At 64.7% G+C, this 20,027-nt stretch carries 17 protein-coding genes and 1 riboswitch; of the genes, 10 read left to right on the top strand and 7 right to left on the bottom strand.

The annotated features are described in order from the left end of the window. Positions 1 to 139 precede the first annotated feature (139 nt). Positions 140 to 2,410, bottom strand: a complete 2,271-nt coding sequence (locus PG883_RS01635; protein ID WP_270806893.1) for an LTA synthase family protein — start codon at positions 2,408 to 2,410, stop codon at positions 140 to 142. 251 nt (positions 2,411 to 2,661) lie between these two features. Here PG883_RS01635 and PG883_RS01630 point away from each other — a divergent pair, with 251 nt between their 5' ends. Next, positions 2,662 to 3,756, top strand: a complete 1,095-nt coding sequence (locus PG883_RS01630) for a hypothetical protein (RefSeq protein WP_270806892.1) — start codon at positions 2,662 to 2,664, stop codon at positions 3,754 to 3,756. A gap of 116 nt (positions 3,757 to 3,872) precedes the next feature. Here PG883_RS01630 and lysC read toward each other — a convergent pair whose 3' ends face one another. Together lysC and argA are read right to left on the bottom strand one after the other, a co-directional pair. Further along, positions 3,873 to 5,225: a lysine-sensitive aspartokinase 3 gene (gene lysC, locus PG883_RS01625; RefSeq protein ID WP_010674363.1), complete on the bottom strand. Its 1,353-nt coding sequence runs from the start codon at positions 5,223 to 5,225 to the stop codon at positions 3,873 to 3,875. A gap of 87 nt (positions 5,226 to 5,312) precedes the next feature. After that, positions 5,313 to 5,538, bottom strand: a riboswitch (Lysine riboswitch). Positions 5,539 to 5,647: 109 nt separating this feature from the next. Continuing rightward, on the bottom strand, positions 5,648 to 6,976 hold the full coding sequence (gene argA / locus PG883_RS01620; protein WP_041215931.1) for an amino-acid N-acetyltransferase: 1,329 nt from the start codon (positions 6,974 to 6,976) through the stop codon (positions 5,648 to 5,650). 253 nt (positions 6,977 to 7,229) lie between these two features. Between argA and msrA the strand changes: the two genes are divergently transcribed. Then, positions 7,230 to 7,862 carry a peptide-methionine (S)-S-oxide reductase MsrA gene (msrA, locus tag PG883_RS01615; RefSeq protein ID WP_270806891.1) on the top strand — a complete coding sequence of 211 codons (633 nt, stop codon included), beginning with the start codon at positions 7,230 to 7,232 and terminating at the stop codon, positions 7,860 to 7,862. A 302-nt stretch (positions 7,863 to 8,164) separates the two neighbouring features. On the opposite strand, the gene PG883_RS01610 is transcribed toward msrA, so the two are convergent. From PG883_RS01610 to PG883_RS01600, 3 genes are read right to left on the bottom strand one after another with little or no spacing between them, the layout of a single operon-like run. After that, positions 8,165 to 8,500 carry a DUF3802 family protein gene (locus PG883_RS01610; RefSeq protein ID WP_010674366.1) on the bottom strand — a complete coding sequence of 112 codons (336 nt, stop codon included), beginning with the start codon at positions 8,498 to 8,500 and terminating at the stop codon, positions 8,165 to 8,167. Between the two features lie 60 nt (positions 8,501 to 8,560). Continuing rightward, the gene (locus PG883_RS01605) at positions 8,561 to 9,040 is read right to left on the bottom strand and encodes a GNAT family N-acetyltransferase (RefSeq protein WP_029314371.1); all 480 of its coding nucleotides are present in this window, start codon (positions 9,038 to 9,040) and stop codon (positions 8,561 to 8,563) included. Positions 9,041 to 9,043: 3 nt separating this feature from the next. Continuing rightward, the gene (locus PG883_RS01600) at positions 9,044 to 9,415 is read right to left on the bottom strand and encodes an MmcQ/YjbR family DNA-binding protein (protein WP_039038958.1); all 372 of its coding nucleotides are present in this window, start codon (positions 9,413 to 9,415) and stop codon (positions 9,044 to 9,046) included. A gap of 106 nt (positions 9,416 to 9,521) precedes the next feature. Between PG883_RS01600 and PG883_RS01595 the strand changes: the two genes are divergently transcribed. Then, positions 9,522 to 10,316 carry an alpha/beta fold hydrolase gene (locus PG883_RS01595; protein ID WP_010674369.1) on the top strand — a complete coding sequence of 265 codons (795 nt, stop codon included), beginning with the start codon at positions 9,522 to 9,524 and terminating at the stop codon, positions 10,314 to 10,316. A gap of 15 nt (positions 10,317 to 10,331) precedes the next feature. On the opposite strand, the gene PG883_RS01590 is transcribed toward PG883_RS01595, so the two are convergent. Beyond that, positions 10,332 to 11,309, bottom strand: coding sequence for a LysR family transcriptional regulator (locus tag PG883_RS01590; RefSeq protein ID WP_270806890.1), 978 nt, complete (start codon positions 11,307 to 11,309; stop codon positions 10,332 to 10,334). A 61-nt stretch (positions 11,310 to 11,370) separates the two neighbouring features. Between PG883_RS01590 and PG883_RS01585 the strand changes: the two genes are divergently transcribed. The 7 genes from PG883_RS01585 to PG883_RS01555 all read left to right on the top strand — a co-directional run. After that, positions 11,371 to 13,068: an L-lactate permease gene (locus PG883_RS01585; protein WP_270806916.1), complete on the top strand. Its 1,698-nt coding sequence runs from the start codon at positions 11,371 to 11,373 to the stop codon at positions 13,066 to 13,068. A gap of 12 nt (positions 13,069 to 13,080) precedes the next feature. Continuing rightward, complete coding sequence (locus tag PG883_RS01580) at positions 13,081 to 13,902, top strand: (Fe-S)-binding protein (protein ID WP_201927089.1); 822 nt, start codon at positions 13,081 to 13,083, stop codon at positions 13,900 to 13,902. Beyond that, positions 13,895 to 15,331, top strand: coding sequence for a LutB/LldF family L-lactate oxidation iron-sulfur protein (locus PG883_RS01575; RefSeq protein WP_270806889.1), 1,437 nt, complete (start codon positions 13,895 to 13,897; stop codon positions 15,329 to 15,331). The genes PG883_RS01580 and PG883_RS01575 overlap by 8 nt, the downstream gene beginning before the upstream one ends. A gap of 1 nt (position 15,332) precedes the next feature. Beyond that, complete coding sequence (locus PG883_RS01570) at positions 15,333 to 15,977, top strand: LutC/YkgG family protein (protein WP_270806888.1); 645 nt, start codon at positions 15,333 to 15,335, stop codon at positions 15,975 to 15,977. Continuing rightward, positions 15,977 to 18,769, top strand: coding sequence for an FAD-binding and (Fe-S)-binding domain-containing protein (locus tag PG883_RS01565; protein WP_270806887.1), 2,793 nt, complete (start codon positions 15,977 to 15,979; stop codon positions 18,767 to 18,769). The genes PG883_RS01570 and PG883_RS01565 overlap by 1 nt, the downstream gene beginning before the upstream one ends. Before the next feature lie 133 nt (positions 18,770 to 18,902). Continuing rightward, positions 18,903 to 19,460 (top strand): hypothetical protein, encoded by a 558-nt coding sequence (locus PG883_RS01560; protein WP_270806886.1) that lies wholly within the window; start codon positions 18,903 to 18,905, stop codon positions 19,458 to 19,460. A gap of 240 nt (positions 19,461 to 19,700) precedes the next feature. Continuing rightward, on the top strand, positions 19,701 to 20,027 hold a 327-nt coding region (locus PG883_RS01555; RefSeq protein ID WP_270806885.1), incomplete at its 3' end, for a helix-turn-helix domain-containing protein.

Here is a 20,027-nt window from a genome sequence, read left to right as displayed (position 1 = left end):
CGGCACTGTACTCGCATCCCGCCCATAAAAAGAGGTCGCCCGGGCGACCTCTTTGTCGTCTGCAACTTCGCTGCGGATCAGGGCAGGGCATCGGGCCGGAAGGTGTTGCAAGGATCTGTGTCCCTCGTGTCTCAATCGATCAGGGCAATGCATCGGGCCGGAAGCTGGCGCGGATCTGCGGCACCAGGGGAGAGGGGTCGAAGCCTTTCTCCTCCCCGAGCACCGGGTGGAGCAGGGGTTGGTCCCGGATGGGGGTGAGGTCCCCCGCCAGCAGTTGCCTTGTGGCCTGGCCCATCTGGTAGAGCTGGCGCACCGGGTCGAACTGGCGGGCGAGATCCAGCCCGTCCCCGGCCCGGGTGAAGGCCATCATGGGGATCTGGTAGCTGGCATCCCGTGGCGGTTTGGCGCCGTGGATACCCTTGCCCGCCGACATCAGGAAGGGCTGGTGGTCCCCGAAGGCCACCACCAGGTAGCGCTTGCCGGAGCTGTCCAGGGTCTTGAGCAGCCGCTCCAGGGAGGCCATGGCATCCACCACCCCGGTGTAGTAGGTGTTGAGCAACTGGGTATCCGCCGGGCTCTGATCCGGGCAGGCGCCGCTGCGCTGCTGGGCCCGGTAGCGATCCCCGTCGAAGGGGCCGTGCCCCTGCATGGTGACCGCGTAGGCGAACAGGGGCTGATCGTCCTGGTTGCTGCGTTTGAGCAGGTGATCGATGAGGGCATCGTCGGAGATGTAGAGCCCCTTGTGCTCGAGGGCGGTGAAGCGGGTATCGAACCAGCGCTCCTGATAGCCGAGGGCCGGGATCGCCTTGGCGCGGCCCCAGAACTTCTCCACATAGGGGTGGGCGAACAGGGTCTGGTAGCCGCTCTCGGCTGCGCTGCGCGCAAGGCCGGGCACCTTGTCCGAGAGGTAGTAGTAGGGCACCACCCCCTGTTTGAGCAGGCCCACCGGCAGGCCGGTGTTCATCTCGAACTCCGCCAGTACCGTCATGCCGCCCGTGGTGGGAGAGTGGATGGTCTTGCGCCATTGGGCCACGCTGGCGGGCAGGCTCAAGGTGGGGGCGGGGGCGCAGAGACGGCCCTGCCAGTCAAGCCAGAGCGACTCGTATTGCAGCACGATCACCAGATCGAAGCGGGGAGCCCTGGGCTGGGCGGGCAGGCTCAGCTCCGGGGTGCGCTCGTTGATCTGCAAGGGGTAGCGAAACACGTTGCCGCTTTGCAGCATCTCGTCCACCAGGTTGAACAGGTAGAGGCCGGGGCCGGCGCGGATGATGTCCCTGTGGTAGTTCACCGCCCTGTCCACATAGCGGATGTTGGCCCCGAGCAGCTTGTTGCCGGTTTGGGTGGCGAACACGCAGAGGGCGAAGAAGGCGGCGGTGGCGGCGGCGGTGCGCAGCAAGCCCCGCAGGATCCAGCGGGAGAGGGCGAAGCGCCACACCAGAAAGAGGAGCCCCAGCACGACGAGCACCGGCAGCACCGGGTGCTGATCGAGCAGGATGTGCAGCAGGGCCAGCAGGTTGCCCAGATCGTCCCCCCCCAGCGGCACCCCGTAGATGGCGATCTTCATGAAGTTGGCGAGCAGCCCGATGCCCGAGAGGGCGGTGAAGAGCAGCCCCATATAGAGGCTGAAGCCTGCGAGGGCACAGAGGCTCCAGCCCAGCACCATGCTGCCCCAGGCGAGGTAGTAGTGCTCGGGCCGAAAGCCCGACCAGAACAGGAATTCCCCCAGCTTGAACACCACGAAGCCGTGGAGCAGCACGAAGGTGAGGTTGCCGAGCAGCAGGCTGCCTGCCACCCGGGCGCGGTAGCTTCGGCGAAGCCGCGGCAGCAGGGCCTTGAGCACTGCGGCGCTCACCAGCAGCACCAGCAGCAGGCTGGTCATCAGGTAGAGGAGGTTGAAACCGCGCTCCGGCAGGGTCTGGAGGATCTGGCTGTATTCGGTGCTCTCCGGCCTGTCTGCCAGCAGCAACCCGATGCGCAGCTGGTAGCGGCTGTCCAGGGCGTCGTCGGGGGCGCGCAGGGCGCTGTTGAGGCTCAGGGTGCAGCGCTCCTTGCGGCACTTCTGGCGCTTGTCCACCGCCTGGCTCAGCTGATCGATGCGCACCCCTTTGTCGTTGAGCAGCTCCACCCGCACCTTGTCCCCCTCCTGCAGGGGTTTAAGCAGTTGCCACTGGCTGCGCACCACCAGATAGAAGCCCCGGTTGTCACTTTTGTAGAGCAGGCTGTAGCGATTGAGGGTCGCGATGGGCTGATCCGCCGGGCCCAGAATGAGGGGGGCGGCACGCCCGAGCCAGCTGACGGGGTTGAGCAGCGGCAGGGCGAGGGTCAGCAGCAGCAGGGCGGTCAGCAGACCCAGCAACAGCCCGGCCAGGGGCTGGGAGGCGGGGCGGTGGCCGGTGACGGGGGCATTCATAAGGGCTCATCCTTGGAGCTGTCATGGCAGCGACAACTGCCTCTATTTTGACCCGATGGTGCGTGGCTTGTTCCTTGATGTCAATTTAATGACAACAAGATGAATATTCCGTGATGAGCACAGTGAAGCAATTTGTGATCCCGATCCGCCAGGGGCACTCATTCTGTGATGAAAGCGTCATCATGAGCCTTTGCCGCTGGTCTGGGAGGGGGGCGCTGTTTAGTCTCTCAGTAACGGTTGGAGGTACATGTATGAATCCCAAAGTTGCGGCGCGTCAGGCCAGATTGCTCCAGATGCTGGAGAGCAAAGAAGAGATCCGGATCGGGCGGGAGCGGGACTGCCCGCTGCCGCTGCCCCAGCTCGTCCGGCTGACCGAGGATCACCCGGACGTCGTCAAGGTCTACGGTCACGGGCTCACCGCCGAGGTGTTCCATCTCAAGGTGGAGGGGCACCACTGGTGCCTGAAACGCTGCCGCCAGGACTCTCTGGTGGCCAATGTGGACGGCAAGACCGCCTTTCTCAACGAGCTGGAGCGGCGTCGGGAGATAGAGAGCCTGCGGGAGCTGCACCCCACCATCCTCTCCAACGTGGTCTGCACCAGTTTCGGCTCCGCCCGGGCCGGGGTGCTGGTCTCCCCCTGGCTGCGGGGGGAGCCGGTGCGCACGCTCTGCGAGCGCAACCTGGCGCAGATGCTGGCGGTGGAGGCGGAGCTGGCCCGCTGGGGCTGGTTTGACTGGGATCCGAGCCCGGGCAACCTGCTGGATGACGGCCAGCATATCTCGGTGTTCGATTTTGGCTACATGTGGCCCTTCGATCCCCTGCACGAGTTCAATTCCAACGGCCTCACCGATCCCGACTTCCATGTGCCTGAGCGGCTGGAAACCCGCACTCTCTCCGGGCTCTGGCTGGACGAGGCGGATCCCTTGCCGCTGTTTCGCCGCTGGCGCGAGCTCTGCCTCGCCTGGGCCAGGGGAGAGCTGCAATACCTGTCGCGGGAGGGGGCGAGCGCCCCCGTGCTGGCGCGGATGCAGGGACTGGTGGGGGAGTGGAGTGCGGCGCTGGCAAGCGACGAGGCGCTGGCGGCCAACTGGTGGCGCGACATGTACCGCAGCCATCGGCTCGACATCCTGGACGACCTCAGCGGCAAGAGCTGCGGCCCGCTCACCTTGCGCCGCCTCGACTGGCTGGAGCAGGCGGTACGGGAGCACTTCCCGGCCCTGGTGGACAATCTGGCCCCTGACGAAGCGGGGCTCGGTCAGGCCGGGTTGCTGCAACGGCTGGGAGGGTTGCGCGAGCAGATCCGGGCCAATCTGCTGCCCACCCGGGCCACCCTGGTCACCAGCTGATGGTGGAAGAAGAGTGACAAGAGGGGCGCCGCGGCGCCCCTCTTTGCTGAGTGGGGAAGGCCGCCCCGGGTGTGATGGGGCGGAGGAGGCTCGTTGTGTGCCAGCGCCGGGGCGACTCAGTCGAGCAGTTCCCGGTGCAGGCAGTTGACGATGTGGCCCGCCTCGTCCTCTTTGACCAGGAAGCAGAGGTTGTGGGCGCTGGCGCCGTAGCAGATCATCCGGATGTTGTGCTCGCGGATGGCGTCGAACACCTGGCTGCCCACCCCGGCCGCCTCGCTCATGCGGTTGCCGATGAGCGCCACCAGGGCGAAACCGGTCTCAACTTCCACCTTGCACAGCTGGCCGAGCTCCGCCAGCACCTTGTCGTTCAGGATGGGTTCGCCGTTGCTCTGGCTGCCGGTGTGATCCAGGGTCAGGGAGACGCTCACCTCGGAGGTGGTGATGAGATCCACCGAGATGCGGTGACGGGCCAGGATGCCGAACACCTCGGCCAGGAAGCCGTAGGCGTGGAACATGTTGAGGCTGTGCAGGGTCACCAGCACCTGCTGGCGGCGCAGGGCCACGGCCCGGAACAGCGGGTTGCTGCGGGTGGTGGCGCGGATCCAGGTGCCACCGGCGGCGGGGTCCTTGGCGGAGCCCACGAACACCGGGATGTCCTGGCGCAGCGCGGGTTGCAGGGTGGCCGGGTGCAGCACCTTGGCGCCGAAGGTGGCCATCTCCGCCGCCTCCACGAAGCTGATTTCGGGGATGGGGCGGGCGCGGGTAACCAGGCGGGGATCCGTGGTGTAGATGCCGGGCACGTCGGTCCAGATCTCGATGCTGCCTGCGTCCAGTGCCTCGGCCAGGAGGGCCGCGCTGTAGTCGGAGCCGCCACGGCCGAGGGTGGTGGTGCGACCATCGCCGTCGGCACCGATGAAGCCCTGGGTGATGACCAGGCTGTCACCCAGCAACGGGCCCACCGCCTGCTGGCAGAGGGCGCGGGTCGCCGCGAGATCCACGGTGGCCTTGCCAAAGCGGCTGTCGGTGCGCAGCAGTTGGCGCGCATCCTGCCACTGGGCCTTGACCCCGCGCTGGTGCAGGAGTTCGGTGAAGAGACGGGTGGACATCAGCTCGCCGCAGGCGATGAGGCGATCGGCGAGTTCGGCGTCGGTGTGCTGACTGGCCTGACGGGCCATGGTGCGAATGTCGCCGAGCTGGGCATGGATGAGGGCGCTCACGTCGCTCGGGTTGCCAAGGGCGGCCAGAATGGCCAGCTGGATGTCGGCAAGCCTGGCAAGCTGGGCATCCTGTCCGGCTTCGTCCAGTTCACCCTGAGCCAGGCTCACCAGCAGGTTGGTGACGCCGGCGCTGGCGCTCAGCACCACCACCCGGGTCGCCGGATTGGCCAGCACCACGTCGGCGCAGTGGTTCATGGCCGCGGCATTGGCGACGCTGGTTCCGCCAAACTTGGCGACATTGATCGGGTTCATTGCATACTCCTGTCTCAAGGTGAAAATCCGGTTTCATCGGGCAAATAGAGAGGAGGAGGCAAAAAATGGCAGGAAAACGCGAGGATCCCGGCCAGAAGCACTCCACCTGCAGAGCCCATCCCGTACCGGCCCCAAGGTGGGGCGCGGTGTGGGATGACCACTACCGATGACAACCCGGGGGATTCAGCCCCCGCAGCCGACGTGGCGGTGTCCAGTCACTCGCCTCGTCTCGGCGCTGCTCCCCCTGACCCAAGTTCACCGGACACTGGTGTCCTCCCCTGGGCTGCCTGGGCAGCGCTCCTCTTCTGGTGCCACCTGTGACAGGTGGCGTGCATGTACAAATACCTTGGTCTGGATTGCACTGTCAATCGAGTTCGTAAAAAAGAACAAAATTGACGGTAACCAGGCACAAGATCAATCAGTTACGAAATGGTCTTGGACAAAACCTTGGAGCGACGCTGCCAGTTGTAGAAGCGCTGGCGCTCCACCGGCAGATCTTCGACTTCCAGGGGATCGAAGCCCCGCTCCCGGAACCAGTGGATGGAGCGGGTGGTGAGCACGAACAGGCGACGGATGCCGAGCCGCTTGGCCCGCTCGGCCACCTTGGCGATCAGGGTGTCCCCCCGGTTGGAGTTGCGATACTCCGGGTGGATGGCGACGCAGGCCATCTCGGCCATGGCTTCTTCCATGAAGCAGTAGAGCGCTGCGCAGCCGATGATGAGGCCGTCCCGCTCGATGATGGTGAACTTGTCTATCTCCATCTCCAGCTGCTCCCGGGAGCGGCGCACCAGGATCCCTTCCTCCTCCAGCGGACGGATGAGATCCAGGATGCCGCCGATGTCCTCAATGGTGGCGGCCCGGGCCCGCTCGGCGCTTTCGCGCACGATCTGGGTTCCCAGCCCCTCGCGGCTGAACAGCTCCTGCAGCATGGCGCCGTCGTCCTGATAGCTCACCAGGTGGGAGCGGGGCACGCCACCCCGGCAGGAGGCGATGGCCGCGCGCAGGTAGCGGGCGGTGCCTGACATCTCTTCCCCCGCCTGCTCCAGCGCCACCAGCAGCTCTTCGGCCTGCTCGGGGAAGAGCTCGGAGATGGCTTCCCCGTGCCTGTCCATGACCCCCTGGGTGCTGCTGAAGCAGATGAGCTTGTCGGCTTTGAGATCCACCGCCACCCGGCGGGCCACCTCTTCCGAGCTCAGGTTGAAACTCTCGCCGGTGACCGAGCAGCCGATGGGGGAGATGAGCACCAGGCCGTGCTGATCCAGCTGGCGGGTGATCCCCTCCACATCGATGCGACGCACCCGGCCGCTGTGGCAGAAGTCGATGCCGTCATCCACACCCAGCGGCTGGGCTGTGACGAAGTTGCCGCTCACCACACTGATGCGGGCCCCCTGCATGGGGGTGTTGGCGAGGCCCATGGAGAGTTGGGCGGTGATGTCGTATTGCAGACCGCCGCACACCTGCTTGATGATGGCGAAACTGGCATCGTCGGTGACCCGGATCCGCTTGTGATACTGGGCCTGGATGCCGGCACGGGCCAGGGCCTCGTCATTTTGCGGACGCGAACCAAACACCAGTACCAGGCGGATCCCCAAGGTCTGCAGCAGGGCGATGTCGCTGACGATGTTGGCGAAATTGGGGTGACAAATGGCTTCCCCGCCGATCATCAGGACGAAGGTGGCACCCCGGTGCACATTGACATAGGGGGTGGATTGCCGAAAGGCATGGACCAGGCTGGGTTCGCGTTCACGCACGTATTTCATTCCATAAAAAAGCAGCAATTCGCCCAATATATGAAAATAAATTCACAAATCAAGACTAAATATCGACTTGGTGTTTTTTTTGTCGCCATTTTGACCAGTGCGGGCGGGGAGGGGAAGACGCAGGCGAGGGCGGGAGGGGCGCCCCGGGGGCCGCTCCCTGGTTGATCCGGGCTAATAACCTGATATCTTCGGTGTTCCTTTTCGTCAGCCGCATTGCGCGGGGTTTTATACAAGGACAGGGCATATGGAGCAGATTATTTCACCGGCAGAGGCGCTGCCGGGACGGCGGGAAGCGCTGGAGATTGGCCTGGTGCATGCAGTAAACGGCCACCCGACCCAGGGGCCCTGGCCCGAGGGGATGGCGCTTGCCTGGTTCGGCATGGGCTGTTTCTGGGGTGTGGAGCGTCTGTTCTGGCAGCAGCCCGGGGTCTATTCCACCGCCGCCGGGTATCAGGGGGGGCTGACCCCCAATCCCACCTACAAGGAGGTGTGCAGCGGCCTGACCGGCCACGCCGAGACGGTGCAGGTGGTGTTCGATCCCAAGGTCATCAGCTATGGGGATCTCGTCAAGCTGTTCTGGGAACACCATGATCCGGCCCAGGGGATGCGCCAGGGTGGCGACATCGGCACCCAGTATCGCTCCGTCATCTTCGTCGGGGACGACACCCAGGAGGCGATTGCCCAGCAGAGCCTGGCCGCCTACCAGCAGGCCATGACGGCGAGCGGTGACGGGCGCACCATCACCACCCGCATCCTGCCGCTGGCCCCCTTCTACTATGCCGAGGATTATCACCAGCAATATCTGGAGAAGAATCCCGAGGGGTATTGCGGCCTGGGGGGCATTGGCGTCTGCCTGCCTCCCAGCCTGAATCGCTGAGGCGTCATTGCATACCACGGGGGCCATCAGGCCCCCGTGTTATTGTGATGAAAAATAATTGAAAAAAATGCGTCAGGTGGGGAACTAAACTGAACCCTGGCTGACCAACAGGGTAGCGACCACGGACGGTTGCCAAGACCAGACTCATTTTTTTGCCCCGAAATTCATTACTCTGACAAGCGCGATGAATTGACAATGCTAGCAAGCAGGGCTGCCCGATGAGGCGGCCCTTTTCATTGGGCGTCCCGCCTCACTCCTCGCCTCATTGCATCTCGTCCCCTTGCCGTCACGGCAGGGGGGGGTCAGCTGATGGTGCTGTCGAACAGGTTCTTGATGAGGTCGATGAACTCGATGAGGAAGGCTTGCTGGGCTTCGCTGGGGGCGGACAACCAGACGGCGGAGAGCACCTCTTCCAGGTCGGCGACCACGGCATCGGCCTCCTGCATGATCAGGAAGCGCACCTTGGGGTCGAGCTGGGGGTTCTGCTCGCAGATGGCCATCAGGTTGTCGGCCACCCGGCTGCTCACCAGATCCTCGATGGTCTGGGCGCCGCCGCCTTGTTGCTGGCTCTCGAACAGACCCAGACTCTCTACCAGATACTCGATCAGCGCAATGTAACCGTCGCTCTCTACCACCATGATGGCTGCCCTTTCTTCATTGCCTTGGGGAAATGGTGCGTATTTTAGTGGCTGAACCCGTCATGGCAAGCGGCAGTGGAGCCGATGGCGGATAAATTGGACACCGCCGCGCTCCACCGTCTCCAATCCGGTCAGCAGGAAGCCGTGACGCAGGAAGAGAGCGAGGCTGAAGGCGCTCGCCTCCGTGGTGAGGCTGCCAAGTCCCATCTGGCTGGCGGCTGCCAGCACCCGCTCCAGCAGCAGGGTGCCGAGCCCCTGGCGCGGATGATCCGCGCTCACGTAGAGCAGGCTGAGATGACCGTCATCGCTCAGGGTGGCAAAGCCAAGGGGCACATCGTCTTGCTCGATGACCCAGCCATGGTGCTCGCGCAACTGGCTGGCAAGCCCCGGGTGATGGGCGCCCCTGGCCCACTGCTCCACCTGCTCCGGGCTATAGTGTGCAGGCCCCAGGCGGCGTACCGACTGCTCGAACAGATCCAAAAGCCTTGGTATGTGCGCCTCCTCGAGGGGGACGATGCGAGGAGAAGAAAGAGACGGCATGGATCAACCCTCCCTGATGGTCGCGCGGGGGGCCTGGGGCCGCTTCGCCCTGGGCAGACCCGCCACCACCCGCTCATAGGAGTGGACTATCCAGCCCTGCCAGAGATCGTCAGACAGGCCTTCACTCAGGGTCACCGTGTTCCAGTGCTGCTTGTTCATGTGCCAGCCCGGTTTCACCTCGGGGTGGATCTCCCGCAGCAGCAGGGCGAGCTCGGGTTCGCACTTCAGGTTGATGGAGAGGGGCTCCGCCTGCCAGTCCACCAGGGCAAACATCTTGCCGGCGATGCGGTAGACCAGGATCTCCGGGCCGAAGGGGGTGTCCTCGGTGGCGCCGGGCTGGCTGAGCAAAAATTCACGCAATTGAACGAGGGTCATGGGGACTCCAGGCTGGTCCGATCATGGTGGAAGCATGTTCACCGGGGTGAGCCTTCTGTTAATATGCGCGCCGAGTATACCCCCCATCACCCCGGGAGCCCATGAGATGTTGTACCACAAGACCTTTGAACTGGGTCCCGATCGGGATTGGGTGGTGTTCGTGCACGGTGCGGGCGGCAGCTCCTCCATCTGGTTCAAGCAGTTGCGGGCCTACCGGGAGCACTTCAACGTGCTGCTGCTGGACCTTCGCGGTCACGGCCAGTCCAACCAGCTGCAGCAGGTGGTAAAGGGGCACTACAGCTTTCGGGCCGTGACCGAGGATATCCTGCGCCTGCTGGATCACCTGCGCATCCCCCACGCCCATTTTGTCGGCATCTCTCTTGGCACCATCCTCATCCGCCACCTGGCGGAGCTTCGCCCCGAGCGGGTCAAGAGCATGGTGCTCGGCGGCGCCATCCTGCGTCTCGACATCCGCTCCCGGGTGCTGGTGCAGCTTGGTCGCCTCGGCCAGCACTTCCTGCCCTACATGTGGCTCTACCGCCTGTTCGCCTTCATCATCATGCCGCGCCAGCACCATCAGGAGTCCCGCAACCTCTTCGTGCGCGAGGCCAGAAAGCTGTGCCAGAAGGAGTTCAAGCGCTGGTTCCGTCTCGCCACCGAGGTGAACCCCCTGATGCGCTACTTTCGCGAGCGGGCCCTGCCCATTCCCACCCTCTACGTGATGGGGGAGGAGGATCACATGTTCCTCGCCCCGGTGCGCGAGCAGGTGGCCCGCGACCCTTACAGCCGCCTCGAAATCATCGAAAAGTGCGGCCACGTCTGCAACGTGGAGCAGCCGGATCACTTCAACCGCCAGTCCCTGGCGTTTCTCTCCCGTCAGGCGGCGTCATCCGCCCTCTGAGGCCCGACAAGGGCCTCAGAGGAAGTAGTGGCCAATCTCCAGATAGCGCTGGCGGATGTGCTCGATGAGCAGCCTTATCTTGCGCGGCGGCTGGCGGGTGAAGGGGTAGACGGCGTAGATGCCGAGCTTCTTGCCCACCCGGTCGGGAAACAAGTCCACCAGATCCCCCTGCATCAGGTCGTGATAGACCAGACAGCGCGGCACATAGACGATGCCGCGCCCCCCCAGCGCCGCCTTGCGCAGGGCGCCGGCGTTGTCGGTTGAAAAGCTCCCCGACACCGACACCAGATAGTTGCCCTCTTCCCCCTTGAAGGCCCACTCCGAGGCCCCCGTGCTCTGGTAGGCGTAGCGCAGGCAGTTGTGGGCGAGCAAGTCTGACGGCTCCCGCGGCGCCCCGAAGCGGCGCACATAGGCGGGGGCGGCGCAGATGACCCACTGGGAGTCGAGAATGTGGCGGGCAATCAGGCTCGAGTCATCCAGATAGCCGGTGCGAATGACCAGATCGAACCCCTCTTCCACCAGGTTGACGAAGCGGTTGTCCAGGGACATCTCCACCGTGAGCCCCGGGTGCTGCTGGCAAAAATCGGCCACCGCATCGGCGAGCAAGAGCTCCCCCGAGATGGTGGGCACCGACATCCGCACATGACCGCTCACCTTTTCACCAAATCCCGCCACCGCGTCGAAGGCGTCCAGTGCGGCGGCCTTCACATTTTTGGCACCTTGATAGAGCGCCTTGCCCGCCTCGCTCAGGGTGAGCCGGCGGGTGGTGCGATAGAGGAGCTGGACCCCGAGCTCCTCTTCAAGACGCCCGATCCGCTTGCTAACCACTGAATTTGTCAGGGAATTTTGTTCCGCTACCTTGCTGAAGGATCCGGCCTCCACCACCTGGGCGAAGAGGATGAGGTCGTCGGTACTGGCCATATTGATCAACTTTTGGAACGAATGTTGTTCATTATTTCCATATATCGCGAAAAAGGAACAGAGTAAGGTCACGTCCGCTTAACAAAACAACAACAAGGTGCGCCTCTGCACCCCTCTGGACAAGGACGCAATGATGACAGACACCCTGCTGGCCCTGGTGGCCTTCTCGCCGATCCTGGTGGCCGCCGTGCTGCTGGTCGGCCTCAACTGGCCCGCCAAGCGCGCCATGCCCGTCGCCTTCCTGTTGACCGTGTTCATCGCCCTCTGGGGCTGGCAGATGAGCCCAACCCGGGTCTTCGCCTCCACCCTGCAGGGGCTGGTGATCACGGTGACCGTGCTCTGGATCGTGTTCGGCGCCATCCTGATGCTCAACACCCTCAAACACACCGGTGCCATCACCGCCATTCGTGGCGGTTTCACCAACATCTCGCCGGACAGGCGCATCCAGGCCATCATCATCGCCTGGTGCTTCGGCGCCTTTATCGAAGGGGCCTCGGGCTTTGGCACTCCGGCCGCCATCGCCGCGCCGCTGCTGGTGGCCATCGGCTTTCCGGCGCTCGCCGCCGTGCTGCTCGGCATGATGATCCAGTCCACCCCGGTGTCGTTTGGCGCGGTGGGCACCCCCATCCTGGTGGGCATCAACAAGGGGCTGGATAACCAGGCCATCGGCCAGACCCTGAGCGCCGGTGGCAGCAGCTGGGACATCTACCTGCAACAGGTGACCACCAACGTGGCCCTCATTCACGCCACCGTCGGCACCCTGATGCCGGTACTGATGGTGATGATGCTGACCCGCTTCTTCGGCCGCAACCGCAGCTGGACAGAGGGGCTCTCCATCCTGCCCTTCGCGATTTTCGCCGGGCTCGCCTTCACCGTCCCCTATGCCCTCACCGGCATGCTGCTCGGCCCCGAGTTCCCGTCCCTCATCGGCGGCCTGGTGGGGCTGGCCCTGGTGGTGACGGCGGCGCGAGCCGGTTTTCTGGTGCCCAAGAACTCCTGGGATTTCGCCTCCGAGAACGAGTGGCCCGCCGAGTGGCTGGGCTCCTTGAAGCTCGATCTCAAAGAGGCCGCCGGTCGCCCCATGTCGCTCATGCTGGCCTGGCTCCCCTATGTGGCGCTGGCGCTCCTGCTGGTGGCGAGCCGGGTGAGCCCGGAGTTCAAGGCAAGCCTCCTGTCGGTGAGCCTCGCCTTCACGGATCTGCTGGGTGAGAAGGGGGTCAGCTCCTCCATTGAGCCGCTCTACCTGCCGGGTGGCCTGCTGGTGCTCTGCGCCCTGCTCGCCACCTGGCTGCAATCGCGCTCCCTCGCCCCCTTCGGTCGGGCGCTGGGGGAGTCCAGCCGCACCCTGATCGGCGCCGGCTTCGTGCTGATTTTCACCGTGCCCATGGTGCGCATCTTCATCAACTCCGGGGTCAACGGGGCGGATCTCGCCAGCATGCCGGTGACCACCGCCAATTTTGCCGCCGGGCTGGTGGGGGAGTTCTTCCCGGCCCTCAGCGCCACCATCGGCGCGCTGGGGGCCTTCATCGCCGGATCCAACACGGTATCGAACATGATGTTCAGCCAGTTCCAGTTTGAAGTGGCCCAGACCCTGGGGGTCTCCACCGCCGCCATGCTGGCCCTGCAGGCAGTCGGCGCCGCCGCGGGCAACATGATCGCCATTCACAACGTGGTGGCGGCCTCGGCCACCGTGGGGCTGCTCGGCCGTGAGGGGGCGACGCTGCGCAAGACGGCGCTGCCGACCCTCTACTACCTGCTGGTCACCGGCCTTATCGGGCTGGCGCTCATGTACAGCTTCCACATCTCGGACGCACTGCTGCAGCTCAAGTAAGGAGAGCAAGCGATGAAGGTAATGCGGGTCTACCCGGCCAAGCCGGCCGATGTCTATCTCTACGCCACCTGCCTGGTGGACCTGTTCGACCCGGTGGCGGGGCTCGATGCCATCGCCCTGATCGAGCGGGAAGGGATAAGGGTGCACTTTGTCGAGAAACAGACCTGCTGCGGGCAGCCGGCCTACACCTCGGGTCACGAGGAGGAGGCGCGCAAGGTGGCGCAAAGCCAGATGGCGCTCTTCCCCGAGCCCTGGCCGGTGGTGGTGCTGTCGGGCTCCTGCGGCGGCATGATGCACCACCACTACCGCCGACTCTTCCCCGAGAGCCCTGAGGTGGCCGATTTTTGCGATCGGGTGTTCGAGCTCACCGAGTTTCTGGCTCGGATCTGCCGGGTGCGCTGGCACGGGGTGGGGGAGGCGAGCATCGTCATGCACACCTCCTGCTCGGCCCGGCGCGAGATGCAGGTACACACCACGGCCCGCAGCCTGCTGGGGCAGCTCGATGGCGTCACCTTGCATGAACAGGCCTACGAGAGCGAGTGCTGCGGCTTTGGCGGCACCTTCTCGGTGCGCCACCCCCACATCAGCCAGGCCATGGTGGAGGACAAGACCCGCCACCTGCTGGCCACCGGCGCCGACACCCTGGTGAGCGCCGACTGGGGGTGCCTCTTGAACATCAAGGGATCCCTGGCCTATCAGGGCAGGATCTTGCCTGCCACCCACCTGGCGAGCTTCCTGCTCGCCCACAGCCGCCCCGACAGTGACGAAATAGCTCATAACGGCGCCGCTGTTAGCGATTTGGCTCATACCAAAGAGGCCCTGCCCCATGTCTGATCACGCCAAGTATTCGCCGCGCCGCTTCCATCCCCAGGCCGAGGCGGCCCTGGCCGACCCCGTGCTGCGCCAGAATTTTCGCGGCGCCATGGATTACCTGCGCGCCAAGCGCCGGGATGCCTTCGCCGACCCGCAGGAAGAAGCGGCGGTGCGCGATGCGGCGGAGCAAATTCGCCAGCGCTGTCTCTCGCGTCTGCCGGACCTTTTGGTGCAGCTCGAAGCCAACTGCGAGCGCAACGGCATAAAGGTGCACTGGGCCCAGACACCGGCCGAGGCCAACGCCATCATCCTTGGGATCGCCCAACAACACGGGGTGAGCAGCATCGTCAAGGGCAAGTCCATGGTGAGCGAGGAGGTGGGGTTCAACCACGAGATGGCGCGCCACGGCATCCGCTGCCTTGAGAGCGACATGGGGGAGTTTATCGTCCAGCTCGACGGCGACACCCCGTCCCACATCATCATGCCCGCCATCCACAAGAACAAGCAGGAGGTGAGCGACACCTTCGCCGGCAACCTGGAAGGCTTCACCCCCACCACGGACGTGGACGCCCTGATCCAGACCGGGCGGCGGGCCCTGCGTGAAGAGTTTCGCCGCGCCGGCATGGGGCTCTCCGGCGTCAACTTTGCGGTGGCCGAGACCGGCAGCCTGTGCCTCGTCGAGAACGAGGGCAACGGGCGCATGTGCACCACTGTGCCCAAGGTCCACGTGGCCATCACCGGCATCGAGAAGGTGGTGGAGTTCTTCTCCGACGTGCCGCCCCTTTACAGCGCCCTGACCCGCTCGGCCACCGGTCAGGCCATCACCACCTACTTCAACGTCATCAGCGGCCCGCGCCGGGCAGGGGAGCTGGACGGCCCGGACGAGGTGCACCTGGTATTGCTCGACAACGGCCGCAGCCAGGCTTACCGGGATGAGGAGCTGCGCAAGACATTGCAGTGCATCCGCTGCGGCGCCTGCATGAACCACTGCCCGGTCTACACCCGCATCGGCGGCCACGCCTACGGCACCATCTACCCGGGCCCCATCGGCAAAATCATCTCCCCCCATCTGCTGGGGTTGGAGAGCACGCAGGATCTGGTGACGGCCTCGAGCCTGTGCGGTGCCTGCGGCGAGGTGTGCCCGGTGCGCATCCCCATTCCCGACATGTTGCAGCGCCTGCGCCGGGAGGCCAAGCACGACGCACAGCCCGGTCACGAACCGCTGGCGGGGCAGGGGGCGGCCAGGAGCCGACTCGAGACCCTTGCCATGCAGGGCTTTGCCTTTGCCGCCACCCACCCGCGCCTCTATCACGCCGCAACCGGTGTCGCCGGTCGCTTGCGGGGCTTGATGCCCAAACACCTGGGCCCCTGGACCCAGTGCCGCGAAGCCCCCCAACCCGCCCCCCAGAGCCTGCACGCCCTGCTGCGCCAGAAGAAGAAGGAGTCCTGAGATGTCGAGCAAAGAGGCCATATTAAGCCGCCTGCGCGGCGCCGCCACCCCCATGGCACATGCCCCCCATGGCTGGCAGCCTTGGCGCGGGGCAGACGACAGCGCGCGGCGTGAGCGCTTTGTTGCCGGGATCAGCGCCAGCCACGCCGAGATCCTCACAGTCCAACAGGCAACCCTGGCCCGGGATCTGGCCGCCTGGCTGGATCAAGAAGGCGTGACGCATCTGGCCTGTGGCCAGGGCGGTCGCTGGCAGGCGGCGGTCGCGGCGGCTTGCGCCGGGCGATCTGTGTTGACCCCCTCTGGCGAGTTCGCGAGCTGGAAAGACGATCTGTTTGACGTCTGTCAGGCGGGCATCACCCACTGCGCGGGGGCCATCGCCGATACCGGCACGCTCGTATTGCTGCCCGATGGCAGTGAGCCGCGCACCTTGTCCTTGGTGCCCCCCTGCCATATCGCCCTGCTGGCGGCTTCCACCATCGCCGACAACCTGGCGGGGCTGGTGGCGGCCGGGCGCTGGCAGCAGGCCATGCCCACCAATCTGCTGCTGGTCTCCGGCCCCTCCAAGACCGCCGACATCCAGCAGACCCTGGCCTACGGCGCCCATGGCCCGAGCCGCCTCTTGGTCGTGCTGGTGGAGGATTGCTGATGCGCTGGAATGAATTTGACGCTGCCGTGCTCTCGCGCATTGCGCCGGAGCGGCTGGTGAGCGACCCGGACTTGCGATTGGCCCATGGCACGGACGCGAGCTTCTACCGCCTGGTGCCCGAGCGCATCGTGCGCCTCGACTCTTTGGATGAAGTGCGCTTCGTGCTGGGGGTGTGCCGCGAATTGGGCCTGCCGTGCACCTTTCGCGCCGCCGGCACCAGCCTCTCGGGCCAGGCCCTGAGCGATTCGGTGCTCATCACCCTGACCGACAGCTGGCGCGGCCACCGCATTCTGGACGAGGGCGAGCGCATCGCCCTGCAACCCGGGGTGATCGGCGCCGATGCCAACCGTTATCTGGCGCCTCTGGGGCGCAAGATTGGACCGGATCCGGCCTCCATCAACGCTTGCAAGCTCGGCGGCATCGCCGCCAACAACGCGAGCGGCATGTGCTGCGGCACCGCCCACAACAGCTATCACACATTGCACGCCATGACCCTGCTGCTGGCCGATGGCACCGTGCTGGAGAGCGGCGATCCCCACAGCCGCGCCGCCTTTGCGGCCAGGCGCCCGGAGCTGCTGGCCGGGCTCGCGGCCCTGCGTGCCGAGGTGCTGGCGAATGCCGAGCTTGCCGCCAAAATTCGCCACAAGTACCGGCTCAAGAACACCACCGGTTACGCCATCAATGCCCTGCTCGACCATGAGGACCCCGTCGATATCCTCACCCACCTGATGATCGGCTCGGAGGGGACTCTCGGCTTTATTGCCGAGGTGGTGCTCGACACCGTGCCGGAATACCCCCACAAGGCCTCGGCCCTGCTGGTGTTTCGGGACGCCGAGCAGGCCTGTCTGGCCACCTCGCGGCTCAAAGCTGCCCCGGTGGCGGCGGTGGAGCTGATGGATGGGCGATCCCTGCGCTCGGTGGCGGGCAAACCCGGCCTGCCGGACTTTATCAAGACCCTGGACCTGGCCGCCTGCGCCTTGCTGATCGAAGTGCATGGGGAATCGAAAGAGGAGTTGGTGGATCACTGCGAGCAGGTGACGGTCATGGCCGCCGAGTTCGTTCAGGTCGCCTCTGTGCCTTTTACCAGCGACAGCGCAGGGCTCTGGGCCATTCGCAAGGGGCTCTTCCCGGCGGTGGGGGCGGTGCGCACCACCGGCACCACCGTCATCATCGAGGATGTCGCCTTTCCCATCGAGCGCCTGGCCGAAGGGGTGGCGGGGCTGCAAGCCCTGTTCGATCGCTTCGAATACGGTGAAGCCATCATCTTCGGCCACGCGCTGGAGGGGAACCTGCACTTCGTCTTTACCCAGGGGTTCGATGCTCCGGCGCAGGTGGCCCGCTACGGCGCCTTTATGGATGCGGTGGCCGAACTCGTCGCGGTGCGCTTTGGCGGGTCCCTCAAGGCCGAACACGGCACCGGCCGCAACATGGCCCCCTATGTGGAGCTGGAATGGGGGCCGGAGGGGATGGCGCTGATGCGCCGCATCAAGGCGCTGCTGGACCCCGATAGCCTGCTCAATCCCGGCGTCATCATCAACGATGACCCCAACGCCCACCTGGCCCACCTCAAGCCCATGCCGGCGAGCGATGCCATCGTGGATCCGTGTATCGAGTGCGGCTTTTGCGAGGCGGTCTGCCCCTCGCGCACCCTGTCACTGTCGCCACGGCAGCGCATCGTGCTCTATCGGGAGCTGTCACGCCGTGGTCGCAGCGGTGAAGTGGCAGGGGATCTTGCCCGGCTGTTTGACTATCAGGGGATTGAGACCTGCGCCGCCACCGGGCTCTGTGCCGATCGCTGCCCGGTCGGCATCAACACCGGCGCGCTCATCAAGAAGCTGCGCACTGACAAGTACCGGCGCTTCGTGCCCATTGCCCGCTGGAGCGCCGATCATTTCGCCGGCGTCACCCGCACGGCCCGCAGTGCGCTGGGTCTCAAAGGAATTGCCGGTAAGCTGTTGGGGGAGAAAGCGCTGGCAGGGCTGGTGAACGGGGTTCGCCATCTGAGCGGCCAGCGCACGCCCGCCTGGCTGCCGACCCTGCCGGGGCCGAGCCGCTACCAATGGCCGCCAGGGAAGGGGCACAATGACGGTTCACGCGAGCGCGCCCTGGTTTATCTGCCATCCTGCGCCAGCCGGGTATTCGGCCAGCAGGAGGATGCCCCGTCACTGCCGGACGTGGTGTTATCCCTGCTCAATAAAGCGGGCTGCCGGGTCATAGTGCCGGCGAGAGTTGAGGGGCTTTGCTGCGGCATGCCCTATGACAGCAAGGGGATGGCCGAGGTGGCAGCAGCCAAGCGTACTGAGCTGGCCGATGCGCTGTGGCAGGCAAGCGAGCAGGGCCGCTGGCCCGTGCTGCTCGACACCAGCCCCTGTGTGCAGCGACTGCTCTCGGGGGCGCTCGGCAAGGGCCTTCGGGTGTTCGAGCCCGCTACCTTTGTGCTCGAATACCTGCTGCCCCACCTTGAGCTGACCCCCATTGATGAGACCGTCATGCTCCATATCACTTGCAGCAGCCGGCGTATGGGGTTGGGGGAGAGCATGCTGGCGGTGGCCCGCGCCTGCGCCCGGGAGGTGATCGTGCCTGAGCATATCCAGTGCTGCGGCTTTGCCGGCGACAAGGGATTGATGACCCCTGAGCTCAACGCCGCCGCCCTCGCCAGCCTACCAGCCCAGGTACCCAGGGATTGTCGACAGGGATTCAGCAACAGCCGCACCTGCGAAATGGGGCTCAGCCAGCACGCCGGTATTCCCTATCACAGCATCCTCTATCTGGTGGATCAGGCGGCGAGATAGGGAAAAAAACGGCAGGATAACTATCCTGCCGTTTTCAATGGGGTGAACAAGGTGGCTTAAAAACGGGACTTGTCTGGTGCTACGTGCTATGAAAGGGGCCGATGCTGATACGAACGATGGCAAGGAAGAATGGATGACGCCGCTGAACCACTATCTGCCTGCCTATCACTTCTGTGAAGAGCACGCTCGCGACATTGCCGCCGACCCGCACACCGTCATCCAGGCGGCGGCCAACTATCGACCGGAAGCGGATCCGGCCTTTCGCCACCTGATCGGCTTGCGGGAAGTGCCGATGCGCCTCGGGCATCTTCTTGGCCGCCAACAGAGCGCCAGCCCGCCTCCCTTTGGCTTGGACAGATTCGTGCCGCTCGACAGCCAGGACGACAACACGCTGCTCTACGGCCTTGTCGGCCGGTTCTGGCGGCCGGACTTTGGTCTGGTGACCATGGCAGACAGTCAGGCGTATCTGGACTTTGCGGCGCCAGGCGTTGCCAAGCTCGCCCTGGGGTTTTCGGCCAGCCGCCAGCCAAACGGCACCACCCGGTTGACCACCCAGACAAGGGTGTTCTGCCCGGATCTGGCCTGCCGCCTCAAATTCGCACCTTACTGGTATCTGATCCGCCCCGTCAGCGGCCTGATCCGGCGCCGGATTCTGGGCGCCATCAATGCAGAGAGTGAAAGGAGGTTGTAGTCGTTATGTCGGAGCATTCACCTGTACTTTCACTTTTTGGCCCAAACAGAAGATGAGGGATTAATGACGCCTGAGTTCCATGCTGCCGTGCTTGCCACCATGGAATCAGCAACAGCCGTACCTGCGAAATGGGGCCGCGAATTCAGATAATAACTGCAACACCCATGGTGCATAGGAGAGAAGAGGCCAACTGCCGGTTCTGGTACGCTTCTTCTCGCCAAAGAAACAAAGCGGAACACCATGAGATACCATCAGTTGACCGAAGGACAACGATACCAGATCGCCTGCCTTCATGACCATGGCTTGAGCCAAGCAATGATTGCCCGCAAGGTGGGTGTGCATCCATCCACCATTAGTCGCGAACTCCGTCGCAACCGGTGTGCGCAAGGTTATCAACCAGCAGAGGCTCATCAATCGGCCACCCTGCGACGATGTTCCAGCAGCAAATATCGTGTCCCGGAAGATACCCTTATTTTCGTGACCATGGCGTTGGCCGCAGACTGGAGTCCGGAGCAGATAAGCTCGGTCTGCAGGCGCATTGGTTGCCCTGTCAGTCATGAGTGGATC

Source organism: Aeromonas sp. QDB25, assembly GCF_027707725.1.
Lineage (GTDB): Bacteria > Pseudomonadota > Gammaproteobacteria > Enterobacterales > Aeromonadaceae > Aeromonas > Aeromonas caviae.
Note: the sequence above shows the minus strand (reverse complement) of the source record. Positions and strands in the feature narration are given on the sequence as shown.

Coding starts and splice junctions, on each gene's coding strand:
- PG883_RS01580 (WP_201927089.1), top strand. CDS start 13,081: ATGAAGGTAATGCGGGTCTACCCGGCCAAGCCGGCCGATGTCTATCTC.
- PG883_RS01610 (WP_010674366.1), bottom strand. CDS start 8,500: ATGGTGGTAGAGAGCGACGGTTACATTGCGCTGATCGAGTATCTGGTA.
- msrA (WP_270806891.1), top strand. CDS start 7,230: ATGGAGCAGATTATTTCACCGGCAGAGGCGCTGCCGGGACGGCGGGAA.
- PG883_RS01570 (WP_270806888.1), top strand. CDS start 15,333: ATGTCGAGCAAAGAGGCCATATTAAGCCGCCTGCGCGGCGCCGCCACC.
- PG883_RS01605 (WP_029314371.1), bottom strand. CDS start 9,040: ATGCCGTCTCTTTCTTCTCCTCGCATCGTCCCCCTCGAGGAGGCGCAC.
- PG883_RS01585 (WP_270806916.1), top strand. CDS start 11,371: ATGACAGACACCCTGCTGGCCCTGGTGGCCTTCTCGCCGATCCTGGTG.
- PG883_RS01630 (WP_270806892.1), top strand. CDS start 2,662: ATGAATCCCAAAGTTGCGGCGCGTCAGGCCAGATTGCTCCAGATGCTG.
- PG883_RS01575 (WP_270806889.1), top strand. CDS start 13,895: ATGTCTGATCACGCCAAGTATTCGCCGCGCCGCTTCCATCCCCAGGCC.
- lysC (WP_010674363.1), bottom strand. CDS start 5,225: ATGAACCCGATCAATGTCGCCAAGTTTGGCGGAACCAGCGTCGCCAAT.
- PG883_RS01635 (WP_270806893.1), bottom strand. CDS start 2,410: ATGAATGCCCCCGTCACCGGCCACCGCCCCGCCTCCCAGCCCCTGGCC.
- PG883_RS01595 (WP_010674369.1), top strand. CDS start 9,522: ATGTTGTACCACAAGACCTTTGAACTGGGTCCCGATCGGGATTGGGTG.
- PG883_RS01565 (WP_270806887.1), top strand. CDS start 15,977: ATGCGCTGGAATGAATTTGACGCTGCCGTGCTCTCGCGCATTGCGCCG.
- PG883_RS01560 (WP_270806886.1), top strand. CDS start 18,903: ATGACGCCGCTGAACCACTATCTGCCTGCCTATCACTTCTGTGAAGAG.
- PG883_RS01600 (WP_039038958.1), bottom strand. CDS start 9,415: ATGACCCTCGTTCAATTGCGTGAATTTTTGCTCAGCCAGCCCGGCGCC.